We start from the raw sequence: 21253 nt of genomic DNA, 5'->3' as shown, positions 1-21253 counted from the left end.
TTATCTAAGGCTATTATATATTGTAAATGTGGTATAAATATGTTATTTGTTATTATTTACCTTAAATTTCAACTAAAAAAGACAGCTACAATTAAGTAACTGCCTTTGTATATAATCCTAGAGAAAAAAATAGCACTTGGAAATAACCAAGTGCTTATAAACGTATTTTAAGAGGGGGTAATCTCTATATTTATATATTAATCTTAATTTATGACAATGCTATGAAAATATTAAATACTATTTGTAAATAATTTTATGCTAAAGAAAATACTTTAGCATGTACACACTTATGTTTTAAGGTAGTAGCATTATTATTGTTGTTCAATCATATAATATGTATTGGGAGTGGTTTGTATGTTAATAAATACTGGTAAGATGATTTCTTTATCTGAAGCTAATGAAAAATTTTCGAGAATAGCCCAAATAGTTGACCAAGAAAAAACATTGATAATAATGAAAAATAATAAGCCTAAATATGTAATTTTAGATTTTGAGCAATTCAGCAGTGAAGCTACTTCAGATGAGGACAAGTTAGATATTATTGCGGATAAAATTCTAAAGGAAAATATGCTAGCATTTAAAACATATTGAGTTTGGGATAAATTACATAAGTTAAAAGAAGCTATACCAGGATGTATTATCCATGATATGGCTTCTTTCTTATACTTATTTAATTAATGCTATTATTTCGTCAGTTGTTCTTATTTTACCAATTTTAGGGAATATATAATTACAAACAAATTCATGTTCACCCTCAGTTGAAGCTGTCATAGCATCTTCTACAAAGTATTGATTAAAGCCTCTAGAAAATGCTTCTCTTGCGGTGGTATCCACCCCAATGCCTGTAGAAACACCACAAAGCACAATTGTACTTATGTTACGTCTCCTTAACTGTAAATCTAGATCAGTACCATAAAATGCCCCCCATTGCCTTTTAGTTATCTTGTAAGTATTCGGTATTTCTGCTATTTCTGGTACGTAAGCATCAAAGCCCTTTGGAAGACTAAAATTTCTTGGTGGTAAATCAGTCGCTGGCTTTACCATATCTTTTCCATCCAAACTTGAAACCCTTACGAGGACAATAAATGCACCTTTAGTTTTGAAATCCTCTATTAACTTTCTTGAGTTTTCTACAATTTCCTGTCCACTATATGGTGTAAGTTTTCTATTTACTATACCTTGTTGAAGATCAATAACAACTAATGCAACTTTATTACTTTCAATGAATTCATTTTTCATGATATTTTCGCCCCCATTATTCTTTTCTTATCTATTAAAGCTAATTTTTTAAAAACTTTTTTATAAACCCAAATTGCATTTAAGAGAAGCAAGCTACTTGTAATAAAAAATACATATTTGATGCCAAGACGTGATGCTATTTGTCCTCCAATAACAGAGCCTGAAAAGGTTCCTAGGTAAAACGCAGACATATTAAACCCAAATATTCTACCAGTAAGATTCTTGGGTGTTATTTTTTTTATCAGAGTATTAATTGATGGCGCAAGGCCTGCTGTGGCAAATCCAAGTAAAAATCTTAATGCCATTAATTGCCATGGATTTTGTGCGAAGGCTTGAGGTATAAATACAATGCCGGCCACAATAAGTGCTATAAGCATAACTTTTTCAGGTCCAATTTTATCTGACAATTTTCCAAGTTTTGGAGCCGCTATTATATTAGCAAGTCCTGACGCTGAAAATGCCAAACCAGAAATAAGCGCAATATGAGCAGAACTAGTTGATATCTGAGTTATATATACAGTCATTATAGGCTCAATGGAATAATAAGCAAGTTGTAGTACAAATGATGTTACAAACATAGTTACAATAAGGCTAGGATAAGGCAATTGTTTCCATACTTCTTTAATGCTTAAAATATTTTTCCTTTGTGGTACAAATTTTTCTTTAACAAATAGCAAAGTTGTAATGAACACAAATAGCATTAATATGCCGGTTAGGAAAAATGTAAATTGTAATCCTAAAAATTCATCCAAAAATCCACCAAGGGATGGTCCAATGAGGAGTCCTGTAACAGATGCTGTTGAAAGTACTCCAAGAGCCCATCCAGCATGTTTTTCTTCAGTTTGAGTTGCTATGAGTATAATGCAAGCTGTAGTATATCCAGTTATAACCCCTTGGAGGGTTCTAAGACCAATAAGTTCATAGACATTTTGTGCAAAACCCATGCTTCCAATTACAAGAGACATTCCAAGGCTTGCCCTCAGGAGCATAGGTTTTCTTCCAAACTTGTCTGCTGCGGCTCCCCATATTGGCGAAAAAATAGCTGATACAATAAATGTTATGCCAAAAGCAATCCCTGATATTTGTTCAATTGAACTGGTGTTATGCACTCCGAGCTGTCTTATATATAGAGGCATAATAGGTGCTATTTGACTCATTCCAAGGCCTGTAACAAATGTTCCAAACCAACATACTATTAAATTTCTTTTCCATATTTTCATTAATATTATCTCCTTAAAATATTTAAATTGCACACCTTTGTTACTGAGAAAATCAGTATAATATTTCTATCTATATTGATTATTTTTTATACTTGAAATAAAACTTAATATTAATAATCTAAAACTTTCTTCTAAATCAGCAGGACCTTTAAAAAAACCGTCATTTTCAAGAGAAACAAAGCCATGAATAATGCTTCTAAATCCACGGGTTATATGAATTTCTTCCTCTTTGCTATAGTTGTTATACGGTTCTAATATTTTATTCATAATTCCAGTTATGCCCCCAGACTGTTTAATCTCACCCTTATCGAGTTTAGGTGCTTTCATTAGGGCTTTATATAATTCAGGATTTTCCTTAACAAATTTTCTATAGGCATAAGCAACAGCTTCCATAGCGTCTTCTTTTGATATACCTATTGCAGAATTTCTAAGACATTCACCTAGTCTTCCCATGCCAAAATCCACAAGTCCAGCATATAAAGCGTTTAAACCTTCCAGATGGTTATATAATGAAGGGGTTTTTATTGCCAATTTTTCAGCCAATTTATTAAGAGTTAAATTTTTAAGGCCAATCTCTTCTATTAACTCAGCAGCAGAGGAAATTATTTTATCTCTATTTAACATATTTTTATATCTCCTTTGTTTAGATACCTTATTCAATTTATAAAACTAATATACATATATAATAAACTAATGCTATTAGTTTGTCAATAAGTTCAATTAGTTTGCAGAACAATAAAGAAGTTCTTGAGCATCTTGAAGTTTATGGTTTTTAGGCACTACAATTGAATTGTAAATTTAATAAAAGCTTTACTTTTTCATCACAGTATATTATAATGAAATTGAAATTGGTATATACAACATATGAACATGTGATTATGTTCATATATAAATATGGAGGTAAGATATGAAAAAGATTGAAAAACATAATCCTCTTCCTATGTATTTTCAAATAAAAGAGATATTAAAAGAATTGATAGAAAATGAAGAATTAAAACCTGGAGATATGATTCCACCTGAAAGGGAAATATGTAGCATACAGCAGGTAAGCAGGATGACCGTAAACAAAGCTATTATGTCTCTAGTTAATGAGGGCATATTATATAGAGAACAAGGGAAAGGTACTTTTGTGTCAAAGCCTAAAAAAAAGCAAGTTTTGACTAAACTAAAAGGGTTTACAGAAGAAATGTTAGATAGAGGGTTAAGAACAGAGACAAAGATTATTTCTTTCACAGTAAATGAAGTTACTAAACAAATAAAGTCCATACTAGAAATGCCAGATTCAGAAACCAAAGTTATTCAAATAACTAGACTTAGAATTTTTAACGGAGAACCTATGGGAATAGAGATCGTTTGGCTTCCCTACAACCTTTTTCCTAATATGACAGAAGAGATGGTGAGTGGACAATCGCTATATGGAATATTTAAGGAAAAATATAATTATCAACCTAAAAAAGCAAAACAGACTATAGAACCTATAATTTTGAATGATTATGAGTGTGATTTATTAAATCAAAAAAAAGGTTCTGTTGCCATGTTATTTTGGAGAAACACATATACAGCAGAGGGTATTCAAATTGAATACAATAAATCTATTTATAGAAGTGATATATATAAATATGAAATTATAATTGAAGATAATCAGTAAAAATTCATAAAGGATGTGGATACATGAAAGCAATTATAAATGGAAAAATAATTTTAGAGGATTGTATATTAGATACAGGTGTTGTGATATTTGATAAAAATATAAAGAGTATAATATCCACAGAAAACTTTAAAAGAACAAGCAATGATAACATTGAAATAATAGATGCAAAGGGTAACTTTGTATCTCCGGGATTTATAGATATTCATATCCATGGTGCAGGGGGACACGATGCTATGGATGGGACATTAGAAGATCTTAATGTTATAAGTAAATCCATAAGTGAACACGGCATTACGGGTTTTTTACCAACTACTATGACTATGGATAAAACTAAAATTCACGTGGCACTAGATGCAGTTAAAACAGCTATGAACAGCACTTTGACAGGAGCTAAAGTTCTAGGAGCGCATATGGAAGGTCCTTTTATAAGTGAAAAGTACAAAGGGGCACAGAAAAAAGATTATATTCTAAAACCTAATATTGATTTTATTAAGGGTTATGAAGAGGTTATAAAAATAATAACCTTAGCACCAGAAGAGGATGAAGACTTTAAATTTATAAAGTGGATAAAGGCTAATACAAATATAACCTTATCCATTGGCCATACTAATGCAGATTATAGCACTGCCATGGAAGCCATTAAAAACGGTATAACTCATGCTACACACATGTTTAACGCCATGACGCCACTTAATCATAGGGAACCAGGTGTAGTTGGGGCAATAATGAAAAGTTTTGTTAGTGCAGAGTTAATAGCTGATAAAATTCATGTTAATCCAGCTATATTTCAAATATTAGTGGATGTTAAAGGAAAAGATGAATTAGTTTTAATAAGTGATTCCATGAGAGCTGCCTGCATGGAAGACGGAATTTCAGAACTGGGAGGACAAAAAGTTTTTGTGAAAAACAATTCTGCAAGGCTTGAAGATGGTACATTAGCCGGGAGCATATTAACACTGGAAAAGGCGGTTAAAAACGTCTATGAAAATACTAGTTTAAAACTCTATGAAGCAGTAGCACTGGCTTCATCAAATCCATCAAAAGAGATTAATATTTATAAGCATAAGGGAAGCATAACACAAGGTAAAGATGCAGATATGGTGATTTTCGATAAAAATTTCAATGTAATACAGACCATTGTAGAAGGTAACATAGTTTATACCAAATTAGAACCATAGACTTAAGGGGGATTTAAAATGAAAATTGTAATAGTAGAAAATTATGAAGAAATGAGCAAAAGAGCAGCAGTTATTTTTGCAAGTCAAATAGTGTTAAAACCAGATAGTGTACTAGGTCTAGCTACGGGAAGTACTACTATTGGTATGTATAAAGAGCTTATAAATATCTACGGAAGAGATGCTTTGGACTTTTCTAAAGTATCTACCTTTAACCTTGATGAATATTACAAGCTAGATGAAGATAATGAGCAGAGTTATAATTATTTTATGAATGAAAATTTCTTTAATCATGTAAATATAAAAAGAGATAATATAAATATGCCTAATGGCAAATCAGAAGACACGGTCCGTGATTGTGCAAGGTATGATAAAAAGATAGTGGATCTTGGAGGAATAGATCTTCAAGTTCTTGGAATAGGAGCAAATGGACATATAGGTTTTAATGAACCCAATACAAACTTTGAAGCTGAAACTCGTCTTGTAGAACTTGAAAAACAAACTATTAAGGCAAATTCTAGATTTTTTAATTCAATAGGGGAAGTTCCAACTAAGGCAGTAAGTATGGGCATCAAAACAATAATGCAGTCAAAAAAAATAATACTTCTTGCTAGTGGCATAGAAAAAGCTGATGCCATAGAAAAAGCCGTAAATGGTAAAATAACTCCAGAACTTCCTGCTTCAATATTAAACTTGCACAAAGATGTAATCATCATAGTAGATAGAGACGCAGCAAGCCTTTTAAATAAGTAAATAGCGGAGTAAGGGAAATATATTAATAAATATTTATATCACCGACATGTAAAAAGGGTAGCTATGGATTTGTTATTTAACAAATCTGTTGCTACTCTTTTTAATATTTTGATTCTAAGGTGAGTAACATTTAAATACCACTTATGGATAAAAAAGTATTGAAATAATGGATAAATATGGTAAAATATATTATATCAGTGATAGTTAAGTGTCACTGATATAATATTAGTGATATGAGGAGAATGGGTATGAATATCAAGAGACTGAATTGTGATTTTGGAAATAGTACAAATAATTTTATGGTAGATGGATATTACTTTGAACTTCCAACTAATGTAGTTGAAATTACAGAGCAGAGGGCAAATGAATTACAGGTCAATGTAATAACGGATCCAAAGGAATTGCTAGAAAGATTAGTAGTATCAATAGAAAGAGTAAATGAGAAAAAGTATTATCTTGTGGGAGAAATGGCGGAGCTATCTAAACTAAGTAATAGCCATGTTGGAAATATGCATGACAAGATAAAAAGTGTTATACCTTATGTAAGTTTTTTAAGTGCTATAGGATATTATGATGCAATAAAAGGGGACGGAAAAGGGAAAGATATAGAAATAGAATATATGAGCTGTATGCTACCTATATGGTTACTTAAGAGGGAACAAAAATTTAGTGGAGCACAAAAAAGAATGGAGGGAAGATTTATAGGAGAACATACAGTAAAAATAATGACTTTTGGTATGGAAAAGGAGTTAAAAATTATTGTTAAAAATGTTAAATGCAGAATTGAATCAGAAGTAGCAAGACATGCAATAAAATATAAAATGGTAAAGGGTGCAGCGGATAAAAATACTATAACGATCGAAAAGAGAAATAATATAGATTTTGCAGATGATCCAATAGTTCTTGCGGATATTGGTGGAGGATCAACAGATACAGTAAAGCTTGGAAAAGGTCTTACAGCTCCTCAGTCAAGAGAATCCTTTCAGGTAATAGATATTGAACCATTTCTAGGGGAGATAGAGCGGCTTCGTAAAGAAAAATTACTAGAGAACTTCCATGATTTAAGAGGTCTTGAGAAATTTATAATTAGAAATTACAGCAAAGAAAAGTATATATTTAGAGATGAAAACACAGGGAAATATTATGAGTTTACAGATCAAATTAATGAAGTATTACAGGAGTATGCCAGTGTTCTTGTTACGAAGTTTTTGAATGCATTTGTACCTGAAAACGGAGAAACTATAAAATTTGTTTATTTTGGAGGTGAAACACCTATTTTAAAGCCTTTTATTAAAATTGCATTGTTAAAGCACATGAGTGAATTAGCAGCAGAAAAAAATCATTTGTTTTTAGATGAAATAATAGAAGATGATAGAAAGGAAATATTTAAACCCAATGATAGGACAATTAATTTAACCGCATTAGAAATATTATCAATAGACGAAATGAGAACCGTGTAATGAATGAAGAAAAAAGAGGACGGATGGTAATAAATGCGAAAGATTTACCTAATGATGTATATGAAATTTTAAATAAAAAGGCTTCGAGGAGAGCATTAACTCCATTTATTGTTGAGCTTGTACGAGAGAAGGAAAACACAAAATTAGTATTAGAGAAACTTAGGGACATAGAAGATAAAATAGATAAAATTAATTCATGTAAAACGGTTAAAAATGAAAATTATATTGAGCCAGTAGACGAAGCATTGATGGAAGGTGTAATGGTGGAAAATATCAAGGAAGTAATTGGGGGTATCGACCAAGAGGATAAAGTTGATTATGATTTCTAGTTAATAAGCCACTATGCTATTATATTTGACTTGTTATTTTTTTAGATGCCTAATGGTATTATGTACTTTGGGTTGTTATAAGAATTACTTGACATAACAAACACACTTATAGTATCATGGTTACATAAAGTAAGTACAATGAAATTGAGAAAGTTTATTTTTATGTAATTATAAAAGGAGGTTGTTATTATGAGTGAAAAATTACCAGTATTATTCATAGCACATGGAAGCCCTATGAACGCGTTGGAAAATAATGATTATACACAGTCTATTAAGGCTTTAGCACAAAGTATAGATAAACCAAAGGCAATAATGGTTATATCAGCACATTGGACAACTAAAGGCACGTATATTACGTCTGAGGATCAACCTAAAACAATTCACGATTTTTATGGATTTCCTGAGGAGTTATATAATATAAAATATAGCCCTAAAGGTTCAGAAAAATATTCTAAGATAGCACTTGAACTTTTAGCCAAGGATAATGTGAAAGGTACTACTTCATGGGGATTAGACCACGGTGCATGGACGGTATTAAGGCATATGTATCCAGATGCAGATATACCTGTATTTCAAATGAGCCTTAATGTATTATTTAATGATGAGGAACATTATAAACTTGGAAAGAAACTAGCTTCACTTAGGGAAAAGGGAATCCTTATAATAGGCAGTGGAAATATAGTTCATAATTTAAGAGAAATAGATTTTGCAGAAGATGCAAGACCTGCTGAGTGGGCAATAGAATTCGATAAATATGTAGCAGATGCAATAAGAGATAAAAAACATGAAGATTTGATTAATTATAAAAGTGTAGGACAAGCAGCAGCTTTGGCAGTACCAACAGATGAGCATTATTTGCCTTTATTATACATATTGGCTATGCAGGAAGAAGGAGAGAAAGCTAAATTTGTATACGAAGGAATTCTAAATAGATCCTTATCTATGAGATCAGTGGAGATTACAAGCTAAACCTAGTGACAAGTTAAGATGATTTTGCCTTAGGGAAAATTAAAATAATATAAAAAAACAATCAATCAAATAACAGTATATTTGATTGATTGTTTTTTTCATGATGCCTTAAGCCTGTTCTTTGATCAATCCTTTTTTGTAAGCTAAAAGCAAAAGTTTTAGTTCACAAAGTTGGTATTTTAATTCAATACCTATATCGGTGTCTTCAACCATTTTTCGTTTTGTCACATGCTCGAGTACAATGGTTGAAGACAATATATCAGTTTCCTCAGTTATTGCTTTTTCTGTAGACTCAAAGGGCTGATGTGATACCAGCTGTAGTCCAAAGGAATTGTATATTAAAGTGTAGCCTGCAATTCCTGTTTTACTTTGATAGGCTTTGGAGAATCCCCCATCTATTACCATGAGTTTTCCATGTGCTTTTATTGGATTTTCACCATTTTTCTTTTCCACAGGTATATGTCCATTTACTATATGAGATTCATCAGGGTTCAAGCCAAATTCTATTAGTATGTTATCACAAATTTTCTCATCATTTCTGAAATCATAATATGGATCTTTTTTCTCATAGTGTGTGGCTTCTTCAGCTATAAAGTATCTTTCAAAGGTAGTCATCTTTTCTTTACCAAAAAGAGGAGAAAAGGGGCCAGTCCATAGGTACCACATCATATCAGAACCAAATTGTTTTTCAGGCGTATTTTCTTTATAAAAGAAACCTTCTCTAGTGAGTATATCCAATCTGTCCATAAGAGCTTTTCCCTTATACTTTTTATTTTGCAAAAGTACTTCTCTAAAGCTTCCATCCTCATTTAAAGGTATACATCCATGATACAGCAGATTAGAGTTAAATTTTAAATATAAGCTGCCATTTGAAAATAAGAAACGAACATGTTTATTTAATTTTTGGCTGTTAATAAAGGATGATTTTAACTTATCTATAAGTTCTACTTCTACATCTAAAAGTTTATAAGGATCTTTTGGGTCTATAGTTGGGAAATTAGTGTCTACTAAATCATATTTGTTTCCTTCTAAAGTAATGGTGCCGGTTTCAAAGTCTATGTTATTTAAAAGAAGTCTGTAATCCATTTTAAACTCTGGATGTCTTTTTATAATCTGGCCTTCAAGTTTAAATTGAATAATTGCAATAGCTTTATGCATCTTAGCAATTAATTGAAGCTCCCTTACAGTATAATTTTTATCTGATTCAATTTTAGGTAAAAAATTTTCACAAGGGTCATCCCCATAAAAGTCTACTGCAAAGGTAGCAAGAGGCAGTAGATTTATGCCATAACTGTCTTCGATGGTTGACAAGTTTGCATATCTGGCTGAATTTCTTATTACGTTAGCCATGCAAACCTCAGAACCAGAGGCAGCACCCATCCAGAGAATATCATGATTTCCCCATTGAATATCAACTGCGTGATATTCTGAAAGTATGTCCATAATGATATCTGCGCCAGGACCTCTATCAAATATATCACCTATTATATGCAGTCTATCTATAACTAATCTTTGAATAAGTTTTGAGAGGGCAATTATGAAATCTTTTGCTCTGTCTATACTTATGATTGTATTTATTATTTCACCATAGTATTTTTCTTTGTCTATTCCTTCTGCTTCTTCGTGTAATAATTCTTCTATGATGTAAGCAAAATCTTTTGGAAGTGCCTTTCTAACTTTGGAACGGGTGTATTTTGAGGAAACATTTCTACAAACTTCAATTAATCTGTAAAGTGTTATTTTATACCAATCATCAATATTGGGTTGCTGCTTTAAAATTATATCAAGTTTTTGCTCTGGATAATAAATTAGTGTGGCAAATTTCTTCTTATCACTTTGAACTAGCCTATTACCGAAAATATCATCAATTTTTCTTTTTATAACCCCAGAAGCATTTTTTAACACGTGTATAAATTGCTCATGCTCTCCATGGACATCAGTAAGAAAATGTTCTGTACCTTTTGGAAGGTTTAGGATTGCTTGAAGATTTATTATTTCAGTTGAGGCTTCGTTAATAGTAGGATATTGTTTGGAGAGTAGAGAGAGATATTTTAAGTTATTTTCAAAGTCTTTATTAATAAGCTTATCTTCTAATAGCATAGCACATTACCCCCTAAAGTTAGCATAATATGATGCCTATTTTGATTAAATAAACATATAGTATACTATATATAATAATTATTATAGCATAAACATATATAAAATATAAATACTAATTACAATATATTACCAAGCAGTTTATTTTATTTAGCTAGCTTTTAACTTTACCTATTTTCTCGCCCATAACAACTTTAGTCTCAAAGCCCATTTCTGATTGTTTTAGAATATCATCGTCAATTTTCACCTTACCATTTTCAAAAAACAATACTATTGTGGAGCCTCCAAATTTAAAATATCCTTTTTCCTGACCCTTTGAAACTTTACTTTCAGGTGTGTAAGTTTGAATTATAGATCCAACACAGGTTGCACCAACTTCAACATAAAGTACATCACCAAAATTATCAGAATGTAGTGTGTTCCACTGTCTTTTGTTTTCACAAAATAGAGTAGGTACTTTTTTTAATGCTATAGGATTAACAGAATAATAATCTCCTTTAATTTCATGACTAGCGTGGCAAATACCACTATCTAAGAAATGAAATCTATGATAATCAGTAGGACAAAGTCTTAGTATAAGACAAGTTCCATTAGCATATTTTTTAGCAACAGCATCATTCTTAATAAAATCATATAAACTATAGGTCATGCCTTTAACCTGAATAAGTTTATTAAGATCTATTTCTGTAAAAGCTGTAAGTCTTCCATCTCCAGGGGATATGAGAGAAGAAGTGTCGCAAGGCACAGGTCTTGCATCAGATGTAAGTTTTCTTGAAAAAAAATCATTGAAGGATTGGAAATTATCAATTGACTTTTCAGAGTGTGACATATTTACACTAAAATCATCTACAAATTTTTTGATTTTCAATTTGCTGAATTTCGTATTGCAGTAACAACCATAGAGTTTTGAAAATACTTTCTTTTTTATTAGTTTTTCTAGCAAAAACATTCCTACCACTGAGGAATATGTCCAAGTTAAATACTTGTCACCTGCTATTTTTTCTATACTGTAATTTTTAGTTGCTCTATTATAATATTTAATCATATTTAACCTCACCATAATTTTTATCAACTTTGATTATAAGTTGTTTTAATTTATATGTCAAAAATGAATTAATATACAAAAACTATTATAATATATTGTTTTATGTAGTTTTTTAATAGTATAATAAAGTATAAATAAATTATGCTAGAGTTAAGAGCATTATTTATACAAGATAAGTATGCGATATCAGTGTGCTAGCTTCTGGGGTGAACTTATGAACAAAACTAAAAATTTAATTTTTTTATCAGCAGTTAAGGTTTTTTCAAGTAATGGGTATGATGGTGCCACTATGGATGAAATAGCAATGAATGCAGGGGTAGCCAAAGGGACGTTATATTACCATTTTAAAAGTAAAGAAGAAATATTTAAGTACATAATATCTGAAGGCATGAAAGTAATGCAAGATGAGATCGATACGGTAGCCAGTAACGAAGATACAGCAATTGATAGATTGAAATCTGTCTTTAGGGCTCAGCTATCTCTTGTACATAGGAATAGGGATTTCTTTAAGGTTATTGCATGTCAGGTTTGGGGAAAAGAGCTAAGACAATTTGAATTAAGGGATATAATGAAAAATTATATAAAGTGCATTGAAGTCTTAATAGATGGTGCGATGAAGTCAAAAAATGTAAAAAAAGGCAAATCAATGCTTATGGCATATTCATTCGTTTGTAACCTTTGTGCATCATCAATTTATGAAATTTCTAATTGTGATGAAAACATGGATGATATAGTTGAAAGTATGTTGGACTATATATTAAATGGAGTAGCATACAAAGAAAGTTAAAAACTTCACAATTTAAAAGTTAGAATGTAAGAGTAAACATAGTGGGAAGATTTTTTCGTAGGATTAGAAAAATGAATAAAAGCAGGAAGACAGGTAGAATTGTGTAACAAATCCACCTGCCTTCCTGCTTTTTTAGAAAATATTTTATTTAGTATATTTTATGTGCAAAAGCTCATGTGCAAGACCTTCGCCAGGTTTTCCAAAATAGCTATCATACATTTTTATTATAGCAGTGTTTTTATGAGATTTTCTCCTCTGGAGATGTTTATCTTGATTGTACAATACAGAGGCTCTTAAAGTTTTATAATTTATGGTTTCTCTATTTAGAGCAGTAATGTGAGGTTGACCACCACCATTTACGCATCCGCCAGGACAAGCCATTACTTCTATAAAGTGGTATTGTTTTTCTTTTATTCTTGATTTCATAAATTCAAATACATTTGCAGCACCATTTATTACAGCAACATTGTATTTATTTCCAGCTATCTCAACAGTAGCTTCTTTTATTCCTTTTAAACCTCTTACTTCAGTGTATTCTATATTATCAAGCTCAGCATGCTCAGCAAAATCTTTAGCAGATCTAAGAGATGCTTCCATAACCCCACCTGTTGCACCAAAAATGGCACCTGCACCGCTATATTCACCCATGGCTGGATCCGCTATGCTATCTTCAAGGTCTGCAAATTTAATTTTCGCATCTTTAATCATTTTAGCAAGTTCTCTTGTTGTGAGTACTGCATCGATTTGTCTTAGTCCGTTTACTTCATTGCCAGGTAAATCAGCTTCATATTTTTTATCATTACATGGCATTATTGTAACGGTATATACGTCTTTAGGATCAAGTCCTTCTAGTTTAGGATAATAAGTTTTAGTTGCAGTACCATATATTTGCTGTGGTGATTTTGCAGTTGAAAGATTTTCTAGTAATTCAGGGAAATAAATCTGTGCCTGTCTTACCCAAGATGCACAACAAGATGTAAACATAGGGAATGGTCCATTGTTTTTTATTCTCCCTAGTAATTCAGTTGCTTCTTCCATAATTGTCATATCAGCACCAAAGTTTATATCAAATATTTTATCGAAGCCAAGAAGCCTTAAAGATGTATAAAGCTTACCAGTTACGTCTTTTCCAAAACCCATGTTAAATAATTCACCCATTGCAGTTCTTATTGAAGGTGCCATAGCCACAATCACATGTTTTTTAGGATCGGCTAAAGCGGCCGCTACTTTATCTATGTGAGGCTGTTCTTTAAGTGCAGCAACAGGACATGCAATGACACATTGCCCACATAGTAAACATGTAGAATCATCAAAACACTTATCATCTATAGTTCCAACGGCTCTTTTACCGTCTTTCTTAATGAATTGAATGGAATTAGTTGCTGTGAACTCTTTGCAAGCTGCAACACATCTGCCGCATAATACACATTTAGATCTATCTAAAACAATAGCTGAACTTCTAGCATCAACATATTCAGATTTATCTTGTGGTAAAAAGGGTGTTGTGGCTCTTGCTTTAGTTTTTATAACAAGTTTTAGAAATTCACAATCCTGCCTACGGACACATGGTCCACACTTAAATTCATGTTTATCTAAAAGCATAGAAACTCTCTTTTTTATTCGTTCATTTACAGTTTCAGTATTAGTTTGTACCACCATGCCTTCTTTAACCTTAGTGATGCAAGCTAATAAATATTTTCCATCTGCGTCTACAACGCATACACCACATTTACCAAAGTTACCACAATCTTTTAAATAACATAAAGTAGGTATATCTACTCCATTATCTCTTGCTACTTGTAGTATAGTGTTGGTTTCTTCAGTTTGTACTTCTTTACCATTTATAACTACTGTAATCATTTTTACCCTCCCGAAAGTAATTTCAAAATACCAAGTTATTATAACATATTTATTTGCAGTATAATCATCTATACAAAAGATTGTTAAAAAAAATACTAACTACCACAAAATTCATTATATTGGAGTTCTGAATAGTTGTGACCAAAATAATGTATTTATTAAAAAAGTATAGCTGAAACTTTCGGGGCCATTTTTTACAGGGTTCCAGATTTCAAAATTGAAATCATAAGGTAAAAGCCCATCAAGGCCGCAATAATAAAACCACTTACACCAATAATGGACATATCGTAGATTTTGGGACCGATATTTGTCCTTAATATAAGTGAGGAACCAACTATCATAGAGGAAATTATAATGGCAAAAACCATTCGATTAACCATTCGGTGTAGATTTTTAATTGGCTGGTCTAAGTTTTTGTGATTAAGTTGAATTTTTGCTCTTCCACTAATGAGACTATCTGAAAGTTCAATAAATTTTGAGGGTGCAGAAGAGGAATCTCTTAGGAATTTAAAGCTATGTAATAAAAGTTCATCTAAATTAAAATTTTCAAAAATAAGATTCTTATTGTGGGATTTAATATATGGAATGATCATATCAACTAAAGCTAAATCTGGAGATATTTTAGATAATACACCTTCTGTTATAACAACACCTCTAACAAGTATAGTTAATTCTTTAGGTAGTTGTATGTTATTACGTTTTGTTATATCAAAAATATCTTTAAACATTAAGGATATTTTCAAGTTCTTTAGTGAGGTTGAAAGATACATACTAAGCATATAATCTACATCTTCATAAAGCGAGTTTCGATTGATATATCCTTGTCGTATACCCATGGACATAAGTATGGATACAAGCATATTAACATCACCATAGGCTATGGCTAAAATAGCTTTATTAAGTGAATTTTTAAGTGATGATGATAGACTTCCCATCATACCAAAATCTATATAACATATTTGATTTTCACGAATAATAATATTACCAGGATGAGGATCAGCATGAAAAAATCCGTCTTCGAAAATTTGTTTAAAATATGATAGAGCAAGCTTTTTTCCAATATCCTCTAAAATATAATCATTTTTAACAAGATTTTCTGCATCATCAATTTTGAAACCCACTATCTTTTCCATAGTTATTATTTTTTTAGTGCAAAACTCTTCGACTATATATGGACTTGATATATAAGAAACGTTTTTATTTAAATTCTTAAATTTAACTAAATTAGTAGCTTCATTTTTAAAGTTTAATTCTTGTTCTATGGATTTTAGTAGTTCATCAATTGCGTCTTTTAAATCGATAACGGTATCTGGTAACCTGGTTTTAGTAAGCCTAACAATCCTACTTAAAATAGACAAATCCATATGCATAGCTTCTGCTATATTGGGACGCTGGATTTTAACAATTACAAATCTGCCGTCATTTAATATAGCATCATGAACTTGAGCCATTGAGGCAGAACCAATAGGATCTTTATCAAAAAATAAAAAGCTGTCAGAGATTGTTTTATGAAATTCACTAATAAAAAACTTATCTATGTTAGTAAAATCTTCGATGGGTACACTGTCTTGAAGTTTGGATAGTTCTTCAATATATGCATCCGGTAAAGTATCTGCCCGAGTACTTAAAATTTGTCCTATTTTTATGAACGTAGGTCCAAGTTCCTCGAAGGCTTTTCTTAAATTCACAGGAGAGTTTTGATTTTTATTTAATTTAGAGCCAACAAAAAAACCAAAGCCATAAGTAACAAAAACTTTAACAATTTGTCTTAGCCTAGTTACTGAATTTTTATGCATCATTATCTCCCCTTTAGTTTATAAGTAAAAGCCCTAACATAGGTTGGGGCTTTCTTCTAGACGTCTTAAGTATATTTTAAATTATTACAAAAGCTTTTCTTCAAGTTTTGCAAGTCTGTTTTTAATGTCAATAATTTCATCTTTTGTAGCGAAGTTAGTAGATTCTAAAATGTCAGCGATATCATCTTTTGTCACAGGTCTAATCTTTTCACCCTTTTCAGTAATATTCTTTTTTAATTCTTGGGATAGCTCCTTGCCTTCTTCTAGAGTGAGTTTTCCTTTCACAACCATTTCATCTATTACTTTTGATGCTTTTTCATAGGTGTAAGCAGCTGAACCAAGTCCTGCAAGGAGAGCATTTTTTAATTGATTTACCATAATTAATACACCTCCATTATATAATAATTATACCACAATCATATTAAATACATACATATTTGCGAATTTAAAATGTTATATATAAATGCACTTTCAGAGTGAATGGAAAATATAAAAATATAAAAACAAATACTGCTTAATGTTTAGAAAAAATATGCGATAATATTCTCATATACATAATTCGTTTTTGATTTTATGTAAGATATATATAAGTTCTACATATTATAGATGGGGTAAAGGGCAAATGCTAATGTATTTGTGGGGGTATTTTAATGAAAATCAATAAAAGCGAAATGGATGTAAATGATTTAGAAGTAGGAATGGTAGCTGCAAATGACATTATGTGTGAAGGTAAGATATTAATAGCAGAAGGAATACCTATTACAGAGCGTGCCATTGAAAGATTAAAACAAATATATTTTTATAATAAAATACAAATATATACAGACCCAGATGAGAATGAGATAAAAAATGATGAGATGGAAAGCCTAGAACAAAGCTTTAATGAACTTACTGGAGATCTACATATGATTTTTAGGGGTATGGAAAATCTACAAATTTCAGGAATAGATGAACTTAGAAATTTTGCACTGAGAGTAAAAAGTGAATTAGATCCAACTAGCAATGTTGTAAAAAACATTGTACTTAAAGGAAGTGGAGAAGATACTATATACAGACATGGTGTTAACGTTTCAGCTCTAAGTTTAATTCTTGGGAGATGGCTTAATCTTGATGATGTACAGCTTAATTTATTAGTATATAGTGCGATTTTACACGATTTTGGTAAATTAAAAATAAATCAAAATATTTTATCTAAGCAGGGACAATTAAATAAAAATGACCTTAAGGCAATAAAATCCCATCCTGTACTTGGATATAATTATATTAGTAAAATTCCTTTTTTAGATAAATCAGTTAGTAATGGAATACTGCTGCATCACGAAAGAGAAGATGGTTCTGGTTATCCATTTGGTTTAAAATCAGATAAAATCCCACAATTTGCAAAGATTATAGCAATCGCAGATGTTTTTGATGCAATTAATTCAAAAAGAGCTTATAGGGAAAAAAAGGGACCTTTTGAAGCACTACAAATAATTCAAAAGGATGAACTTGGGAAATTAGACTTTGAATACTGCAAGGTATTTATAAATCATGTTGTAAATTTTTATATGGGTGAGAGCGTTATACTTAATGATGGTAGGGTATGTAAGATAATTCAAGTTGACCCAAATGATTTGCAAACGCCACTTTTATTAGATGGTTCAGAGTTTGTGGATCTTAAAAATAGAAAAGATTTATATGTAAAGGAAATGATTATATAGTTTGAATTTTAAATTACCTAGGTGCTTGTAGCAAAGAACTTTACGGGTGTTAGTAGTGAGTTAATTAACATAAAATATTGACATTACATATAAATTGTTATAAGATACTAAGGTAAAAGGTATGCATCTATAGCTCAGTCGGATAGAGCAACGGTTTCCTAAACCGTGGGCCGGAGGTTCGAATCCTCTTAGGTGCACCAAAATAAAACCCAGCAGTCTTAACGGATTGTGGGGTTTTTAATTTTGCGTATAATTAGTGTGCAAATGGTAATTTGGAGACTATTTGGAGACTACTCACATTAAAAGTTACTTGAAAATAGAATAATTTACAGTGAACTATACAAAGATTTGTTCATTATTATTGTTTTTTGTTTTTATAATCGTCCCAATCATTAAGAATAATATGCAAGTAATCATCAGTAGTACATGTAGTATTTTTGTATCCTAGATCTTTCCTTATCGAAATTATCAATTCAGCTAAGAGTATAACTAAACGTTTATTATCAAAATCAGAAGAGATTGAAGATATTAAAAGTGATGTAGGATGGACAGAAAATCACACAAGTGGATCAGAATCAAGGTTAGAAGGTATAGAAAAAATATTAGAGAACAAAGAAAATAATAGTTAAAAGAGAATTCTTAACAGAGTTCTTTTTTTATGCAACAAAACAAAACGAATAACCAACTGGTGTAGGTAAGGTTATTAATGGCAAGTGAGTTTGTAAAGTAGTTTTACAAAAGCAAAGCATGGCATAGGTGTAGAAGTGGATTCATTATATCAGTGTATGGTTTATGCATCAGATGTAGTAAAACTGGTAAGATAGTATATCACAAAGAAACACTTTAGTAAGTACAGTTCAATGCAGTAATCTACTAAACGCTGAGGTAGGGGTTTTTAAAAAGTTTTGAGGGTATTGCTTGCGACCGCATCTCCAGTTTTCATTCCACAAAATTCTAAATACTAAGGGTAAGGGGGTAAAAATCCTTTGGCTTATTTACGGGGGACCGTGTTACCCAGATTTTCTCGTGAAATATTCCCTTTATCAGATTTTTAGGAGGTGAGGTCATGGGTAGAAATGCGAAACTGTGCAGACTCATATTATTGTAAAGCTATAAACATAAGAAAAAATAGGATACTACAGTATGTTATTAAAGGTTATGTTCACCAGAAATCTCATTAATATTAGTTATGAAAATAAAGTAGTAAGCATAATTGACATAAGGTATATTTTAGGAGTACCGTTAAATTGGTCATTTATTATCATATTAGCACTAAAAATATTCTGGTATCATGTTGTTTATACAATTTTAGCAACTGAAAATGATGGAATAAAAATTAAGTGGCTATTAAACTTATTATATGAGGAGAGAATACCATGATAGTTAATGAATTTGATGTATTTTTGTTTGATTTAGATGGGATGATTTAGGAGAAGAGGCACTTCCAGAAGCAGTAGAATATCTTAAACTTCTTCGGCAAAATAGGAAAACAATTCGATTTTTAACGAACAATCCATGTACAACACGTAGAAAAATAGCCATACGATTAAATGTGCTTGGAATAGAAGCAACAAGTGAAGAAGTAGTTACATCAAGTTGGGCAACAGCACAATATTTACAGGATGAAAATATAAAAAATGTATTTGTTCTTGGCGATGAAAATTTAAAGTGGGAATGTCAACAAGTAGGTATTAATATTGATGAACCAATCAACACTGAAGCTGTTGTTGTCGGTTGGGACGGTAAGTTATGTTTTAATGACATTAAGGAAGCAGTAAAATTAATTAATAATGGTGCAAAATTTGTTGGGACAAACGTTGATAGAACTTTTCCCAGTGCAGAGGGACCTTTACCAGCAGTTGGAACAATTGTAGAGGCAATTCGGGTAGCAACAGAAAAGAGACCTATAATTATAGGAAAACCGTATTCATATATGTTTAACAAAACCATTGAAAATTTAAAAAAGTCATCTAGAATAGTAATGGTTGGCGACAATCATTATACGGATATTTTGGGAGCACATCAGATAGGAATACCAGCTATTTTAATATCAGATGAAAAGACAAATAAATTCCCATCTGTCAGAGATTTTCGTAATCCAGATGCCACGATTCAAAATTTAAAGAGTTTATTTGATAGTAGTATAAGCATAAAAAAGTGGATTTTACCTTCTTTTTCATGGCCTAAAGATGGTGTTAAAGCAGGGGTGGCAGGAATTGTATTTGATAAGTCTCAGCAAGTTCTTTTAATGCGGCGTGTAGATAATGGTCTATGGGGTATTCCATCGGGGCACGTTGAACCTGGAGAAAGCGTAGAAGAGGCAATAATCAGAGAAATTTGTGAGGAAACTGGCCTAATAGTTAAAGTTAAGCGATTAATAGGAGTTTATTCTGACCCTGGTTCACAAGTTTTTTCATATCCAAACGGCGAAGTGAGCCACTTTATTACAACTTGTTTTGAATGTGAAGTTGTGGGAGGTACTCTAATTAAAGAGGGTGAAGAAACATTGGATGTAGATTATTTTGATTTTAATTGTTTACCAAAAAATATTTTAAATATGCATCCAAGATGGCTTAAAGATGCATTAGAAAAAGAAAAGATTTCATATATACGTTAAATTAATATATGAATTATCCAAAGATGAGATTTAAGGATACCTGAAGATTAGTATAAATAGGGCAACAGATTAGAATAGAATTTAAGATTGATGATGTTATTAAAAGATATGTTGCACACAATGCTCCGAAAAAAATGCAATGTTTTTGGAATGCTACAAACCAAATGGTACAAGTATAAAACCATGATATTAAAAGGTTTTAGTCTTTTTTATGTTATGGAATGTTACTATTAAAAGGTTACAATAAAAGGAACGTTAGCATTTATGAAACACTTTTTAAGCAGTGATATATAAGGTGTTTACGTGCGTTATAGGCACGTATATTAACAAATATTGCATATACAAAAACATATGCAATTCAATTAATGGTATTGCATAGAAAATCAAAGTAATTTATAGGAATTTCAAGTTTGATTTTCCTAATTTTAAAACAAATTATCCTGGTAAAAAAACAAGCAATCAACTGAGAAGGGCAATTATAAATTAAAATCAGTTTTGGCTATTTACATAATTGGTGAAAATAAATGTTATGTCCATATTGAAATATCAAAACTT

20 protein-coding genes, 1 tRNA gene and 1 pseudogene are annotated in these 21253 nt (G+C 31.2%); 14 read left to right on the top strand and 8 right to left on the bottom strand.

The window, feature by feature from the left end:
* Positions 1-354 precede the first annotated feature (354 nt).
* On the top strand, positions 355-591 hold the full coding sequence (locus tag BR66_RS0112170) for a type II toxin-antitoxin system Phd/YefM family antitoxin (RefSeq protein WP_026883184.1): 237 nt from the start codon (positions 355-357) through the stop codon (positions 589-591).
* A 75-nt stretch (positions 592-666) separates the two neighbouring features.
* On the opposite strand, the gene BR66_RS0112165 is transcribed toward BR66_RS0112170, so the two are convergent.
* The 3 genes from BR66_RS0112165 to BR66_RS0112155 all read right to left on the bottom strand — a co-directional run bounded on the left by BR66_RS0112165 (position 667) and on the right by BR66_RS0112155 (position 3083).
* A complete protein-coding gene (locus tag BR66_RS0112165) occupies positions 667-1239 on the bottom strand; it encodes an isochorismatase family protein (protein ID WP_035796162.1) in 573 nt (190 codons plus the stop codon).
* Positions 1236-2459: a multidrug efflux MFS transporter gene (locus tag BR66_RS23755; protein ID WP_035796161.1), complete on the bottom strand. Its 1224-nt coding sequence runs from the start codon at positions 2457-2459 to the stop codon at positions 1236-1238. The genes BR66_RS0112165 and BR66_RS23755 overlap by 4 nt, the downstream gene beginning before the upstream one ends.
* Positions 2460-2525: 66 nt before the next feature.
* Positions 2526-3083 carry a TetR/AcrR family transcriptional regulator gene (locus BR66_RS0112155; RefSeq protein WP_026883182.1) on the bottom strand — a complete coding sequence of 186 codons (558 nt, stop codon included), beginning with the start codon at positions 3081-3083 and terminating at the stop codon, positions 2526-2528.
* A 283-nt stretch (positions 3084-3366) separates the two neighbouring features.
* Between BR66_RS0112155 and BR66_RS0112150 the strand changes: the two genes are divergently transcribed.
* From BR66_RS0112150 to ygiD, 6 genes are all read left to right on the top strand, one after another.
* Positions 3367-4107: a GntR family transcriptional regulator gene (locus BR66_RS0112150; RefSeq protein WP_026883181.1), complete on the top strand. Its 741-nt coding sequence runs from the start codon at positions 3367-3369 to the stop codon at positions 4105-4107.
* A 23-nt stretch (positions 4108-4130) separates the two neighbouring features.
* Entirely contained in the window at positions 4131-5288 is a 1158-nt protein-coding gene (nagA, locus tag BR66_RS0112145; protein WP_026883180.1) for an N-acetylglucosamine-6-phosphate deacetylase, read from the top strand.
* Positions 5289-5306: 18 nt separating this feature from the next.
* On the top strand, positions 5307-6038 hold the full coding sequence (nagB, locus tag BR66_RS0112140; protein ID WP_026883179.1) for a glucosamine-6-phosphate deaminase: 732 nt from the start codon (positions 5307-5309) through the stop codon (positions 6036-6038).
* A gap of 248 nt (positions 6039-6286) precedes the next feature.
* Positions 6287-7498, top strand: coding sequence for an Alp7A family actin-like protein (locus tag BR66_RS0112135; RefSeq protein ID WP_026883178.1), 1212 nt, complete (start codon positions 6287-6289; stop codon positions 7496-7498).
* On the top strand, positions 7498-7827 hold the full coding sequence (locus BR66_RS0112130; RefSeq protein WP_026883177.1) for a hypothetical protein: 330 nt from the start codon (positions 7498-7500) through the stop codon (positions 7825-7827). Before BR66_RS0112135 ends, BR66_RS0112130 begins: the two co-directional genes overlap by 1 nt.
* A 189-nt stretch (positions 7828-8016) precedes the next feature.
* Positions 8017-8796, top strand: coding sequence for a 4,5-DOPA-extradiol-dioxygenase (ygiD, locus tag BR66_RS0112125; protein WP_026883176.1), 780 nt, complete (start codon positions 8017-8019; stop codon positions 8794-8796).
* A gap of 108 nt (positions 8797-8904) precedes the next feature.
* On the opposite strand, the gene BR66_RS0112120 is transcribed toward ygiD, so the two are convergent.
* Both BR66_RS0112120 and BR66_RS0112115 read right to left on the bottom strand, forming a co-directional pair.
* On the bottom strand, positions 8905-10896 hold the full coding sequence (locus BR66_RS0112120; RefSeq protein WP_026883175.1) for a fructose-bisphosphatase class III: 1992 nt from the start codon (positions 10894-10896) through the stop codon (positions 8905-8907).
* Between the two features lie 151 nt (positions 10897-11047).
* On the bottom strand, positions 11048-11938 hold the full coding sequence (locus tag BR66_RS0112115) for a phosphatidylserine decarboxylase (protein ID WP_026883174.1): 891 nt from the start codon (positions 11936-11938) through the stop codon (positions 11048-11050).
* 214 nt (positions 11939-12152) lie between these two features.
* On the opposite strand from BR66_RS0112115, the gene BR66_RS0112110 reads away from it, so the two are divergent.
* A complete protein-coding gene (locus BR66_RS0112110; protein WP_026883173.1) occupies positions 12153-12725 on the top strand; it encodes a TetR/AcrR family transcriptional regulator in 573 nt (190 codons plus the stop codon).
* 144 nt (positions 12726-12869) lie between these two features.
* On the opposite strand, the gene BR66_RS0112105 is transcribed toward BR66_RS0112110, so the two are convergent.
* The 3 genes from BR66_RS0112105 to BR66_RS0112095 form a co-directional block, all read right to left on the bottom strand.
* Entirely contained in the window at positions 12870-14585 is a 1716-nt protein-coding gene (locus tag BR66_RS0112105) for a ferredoxin hydrogenase (RefSeq protein ID WP_026883172.1), read from the bottom strand.
* Between the two features lie 194 nt (positions 14586-14779).
* Positions 14780-16381 (bottom strand): ABC1 kinase family protein, encoded by a 1602-nt coding sequence (locus BR66_RS0112100; protein WP_026883171.1) that lies wholly within the window; start codon positions 16379-16381, stop codon positions 14780-14782.
* An 84-nt stretch (positions 16382-16465) separates the two neighbouring features.
* On the bottom strand, positions 16466-16759 hold the full coding sequence (locus tag BR66_RS0112095; RefSeq protein ID WP_026883170.1) for a phasin family protein: 294 nt from the start codon (positions 16757-16759) through the stop codon (positions 16466-16468).
* A gap of 272 nt (positions 16760-17031) precedes the next feature.
* Between BR66_RS0112095 and BR66_RS0112090 the strand changes: the two genes are divergently transcribed.
* From BR66_RS0112090 to BR66_RS26425, 6 genes and pseudogenes are all read left to right on the top strand, one after another.
* Positions 17032-18081 carry an HD-GYP domain-containing protein gene (locus BR66_RS0112090; RefSeq protein WP_026883169.1) on the top strand — a complete coding sequence of 350 codons (1050 nt, stop codon included), beginning with the start codon at positions 17032-17034 and terminating at the stop codon, positions 18079-18081.
* Between the two features lie 123 nt (positions 18082-18204).
* Positions 18205-18281, top strand: a tRNA-Arg gene (locus BR66_RS0112085).
* A 237-nt stretch (positions 18282-18518) separates the two neighbouring features.
* The gene (locus BR66_RS0112080; RefSeq protein WP_026883168.1) at positions 18519-18710 is read left to right on the top strand and encodes a hypothetical protein; all 192 of its coding nucleotides are present in this window, start codon (positions 18519-18521) and stop codon (positions 18708-18710) included.
* Between the two features lie 514 nt (positions 18711-19224).
* Positions 19225-19461 carry a hypothetical protein gene (locus tag BR66_RS0112075; protein WP_026883167.1) on the top strand — a complete coding sequence of 79 codons (237 nt, stop codon included), beginning with the start codon at positions 19225-19227 and terminating at the stop codon, positions 19459-19461.
* Between the two features lie 109 nt (positions 19462-19570).
* Positions 19571-20146 (top strand): annotated as a pseudogene (locus BR66_RS26430) (HAD-IIA family hydrolase); the annotation flags it as partial.
* 183 nt (positions 20147-20329) lie between these two features.
* Positions 20330-20698 (top strand): NUDIX domain-containing protein, encoded by a 369-nt coding sequence (locus BR66_RS26425; RefSeq protein WP_242841157.1) that lies wholly within the window; start codon positions 20330-20332, stop codon positions 20696-20698.
* The last annotated feature ends 555 nt before the right edge of the window (positions 20699-21253 follow it).

Source organism: Clostridium akagii DSM 12554 (genome assembly GCF_000686725.1).
Classification (GTDB): Bacteria; Bacillota; Clostridia; order Clostridiales; family Clostridiaceae; genus Clostridium_I; species Clostridium_I akagii.
Note: the sequence above shows the minus strand (reverse complement) of the source record. Positions and strands in the feature narration are given on the sequence as shown.

Excerpts from the sequence above, each read along its gene's own strand:
- BR66_RS0112170 (WP_026883184.1), top strand. The coding sequence starts at position 355 with ATGTTAATAAATACTGGTAAGATGATTTCTTTATCTGAAGCTAATGAA.
- BR66_RS0112165 (WP_035796162.1), bottom strand. The coding sequence starts at position 1,239 with ATGAAAAATGAATTCATTGAAAGTAATAAAGTTGCATTAGTTGTTATT.
- BR66_RS23755 (WP_035796161.1), bottom strand. The coding sequence starts at position 2,459 with ATGAAAATATGGAAAAGAAATTTAATAGTATGTTGGTTTGGAACATTT.
- BR66_RS0112155 (WP_026883182.1), bottom strand. The coding sequence starts at position 3,083 with ATGTTAAATAGAGATAAAATAATTTCCTCTGCTGCTGAGTTAATAGAA.
- BR66_RS0112150 (WP_026883181.1), top strand. The coding sequence starts at position 3,367 with ATGAAAAAGATTGAAAAACATAATCCTCTTCCTATGTATTTTCAAATA.
- nagA (WP_026883180.1), top strand. The coding sequence starts at position 4,131 with ATGAAAGCAATTATAAATGGAAAAATAATTTTAGAGGATTGTATATTA.
- nagB (WP_026883179.1), top strand. The coding sequence starts at position 5,307 with ATGAAAATTGTAATAGTAGAAAATTATGAAGAAATGAGCAAAAGAGCA.
- BR66_RS0112135 (WP_026883178.1), top strand. The coding sequence starts at position 6,287 with ATGAATATCAAGAGACTGAATTGTGATTTTGGAAATAGTACAAATAAT.
- BR66_RS0112130 (WP_026883177.1), top strand. The coding sequence starts at position 7,498 with ATGAATGAAGAAAAAAGAGGACGGATGGTAATAAATGCGAAAGATTTA.
- ygiD (WP_026883176.1), top strand. The coding sequence starts at position 8,017 with ATGAGTGAAAAATTACCAGTATTATTCATAGCACATGGAAGCCCTATG.
- BR66_RS0112120 (WP_026883175.1), bottom strand. The coding sequence starts at position 10,896 with ATGCTATTAGAAGATAAGCTTATTAATAAAGACTTTGAAAATAACTTA.
- BR66_RS0112115 (WP_026883174.1), bottom strand. The coding sequence starts at position 11,938 with ATGATTAAATATTATAATAGAGCAACTAAAAATTACAGTATAGAAAAA.
- BR66_RS0112110 (WP_026883173.1), top strand. The coding sequence starts at position 12,153 with ATGAACAAAACTAAAAATTTAATTTTTTTATCAGCAGTTAAGGTTTTT.
- BR66_RS0112105 (WP_026883172.1), bottom strand. The coding sequence starts at position 14,585 with ATGATTACAGTAGTTATAAATGGTAAAGAAGTACAAACTGAAGAAACC.
- BR66_RS0112100 (WP_026883171.1), bottom strand. The coding sequence starts at position 16,381 with ATGCATAAAAATTCAGTAACTAGGCTAAGACAAATTGTTAAAGTTTTT.
- BR66_RS0112095 (WP_026883170.1), bottom strand. The coding sequence starts at position 16,759 with ATGGTAAATCAATTAAAAAATGCTCTCCTTGCAGGACTTGGTTCAGCT.
- BR66_RS0112090 (WP_026883169.1), top strand. The coding sequence starts at position 17,032 with ATGAAAATCAATAAAAGCGAAATGGATGTAAATGATTTAGAAGTAGGA.
- BR66_RS0112075 (WP_026883167.1), top strand. The coding sequence starts at position 19,225 with ATGTTATTAAAGGTTATGTTCACCAGAAATCTCATTAATATTAGTTAT.
- BR66_RS26425 (WP_242841157.1), top strand. The coding sequence starts at position 20,330 with ATGCGGCGTGTAGATAATGGTCTATGGGGTATTCCATCGGGGCACGTT.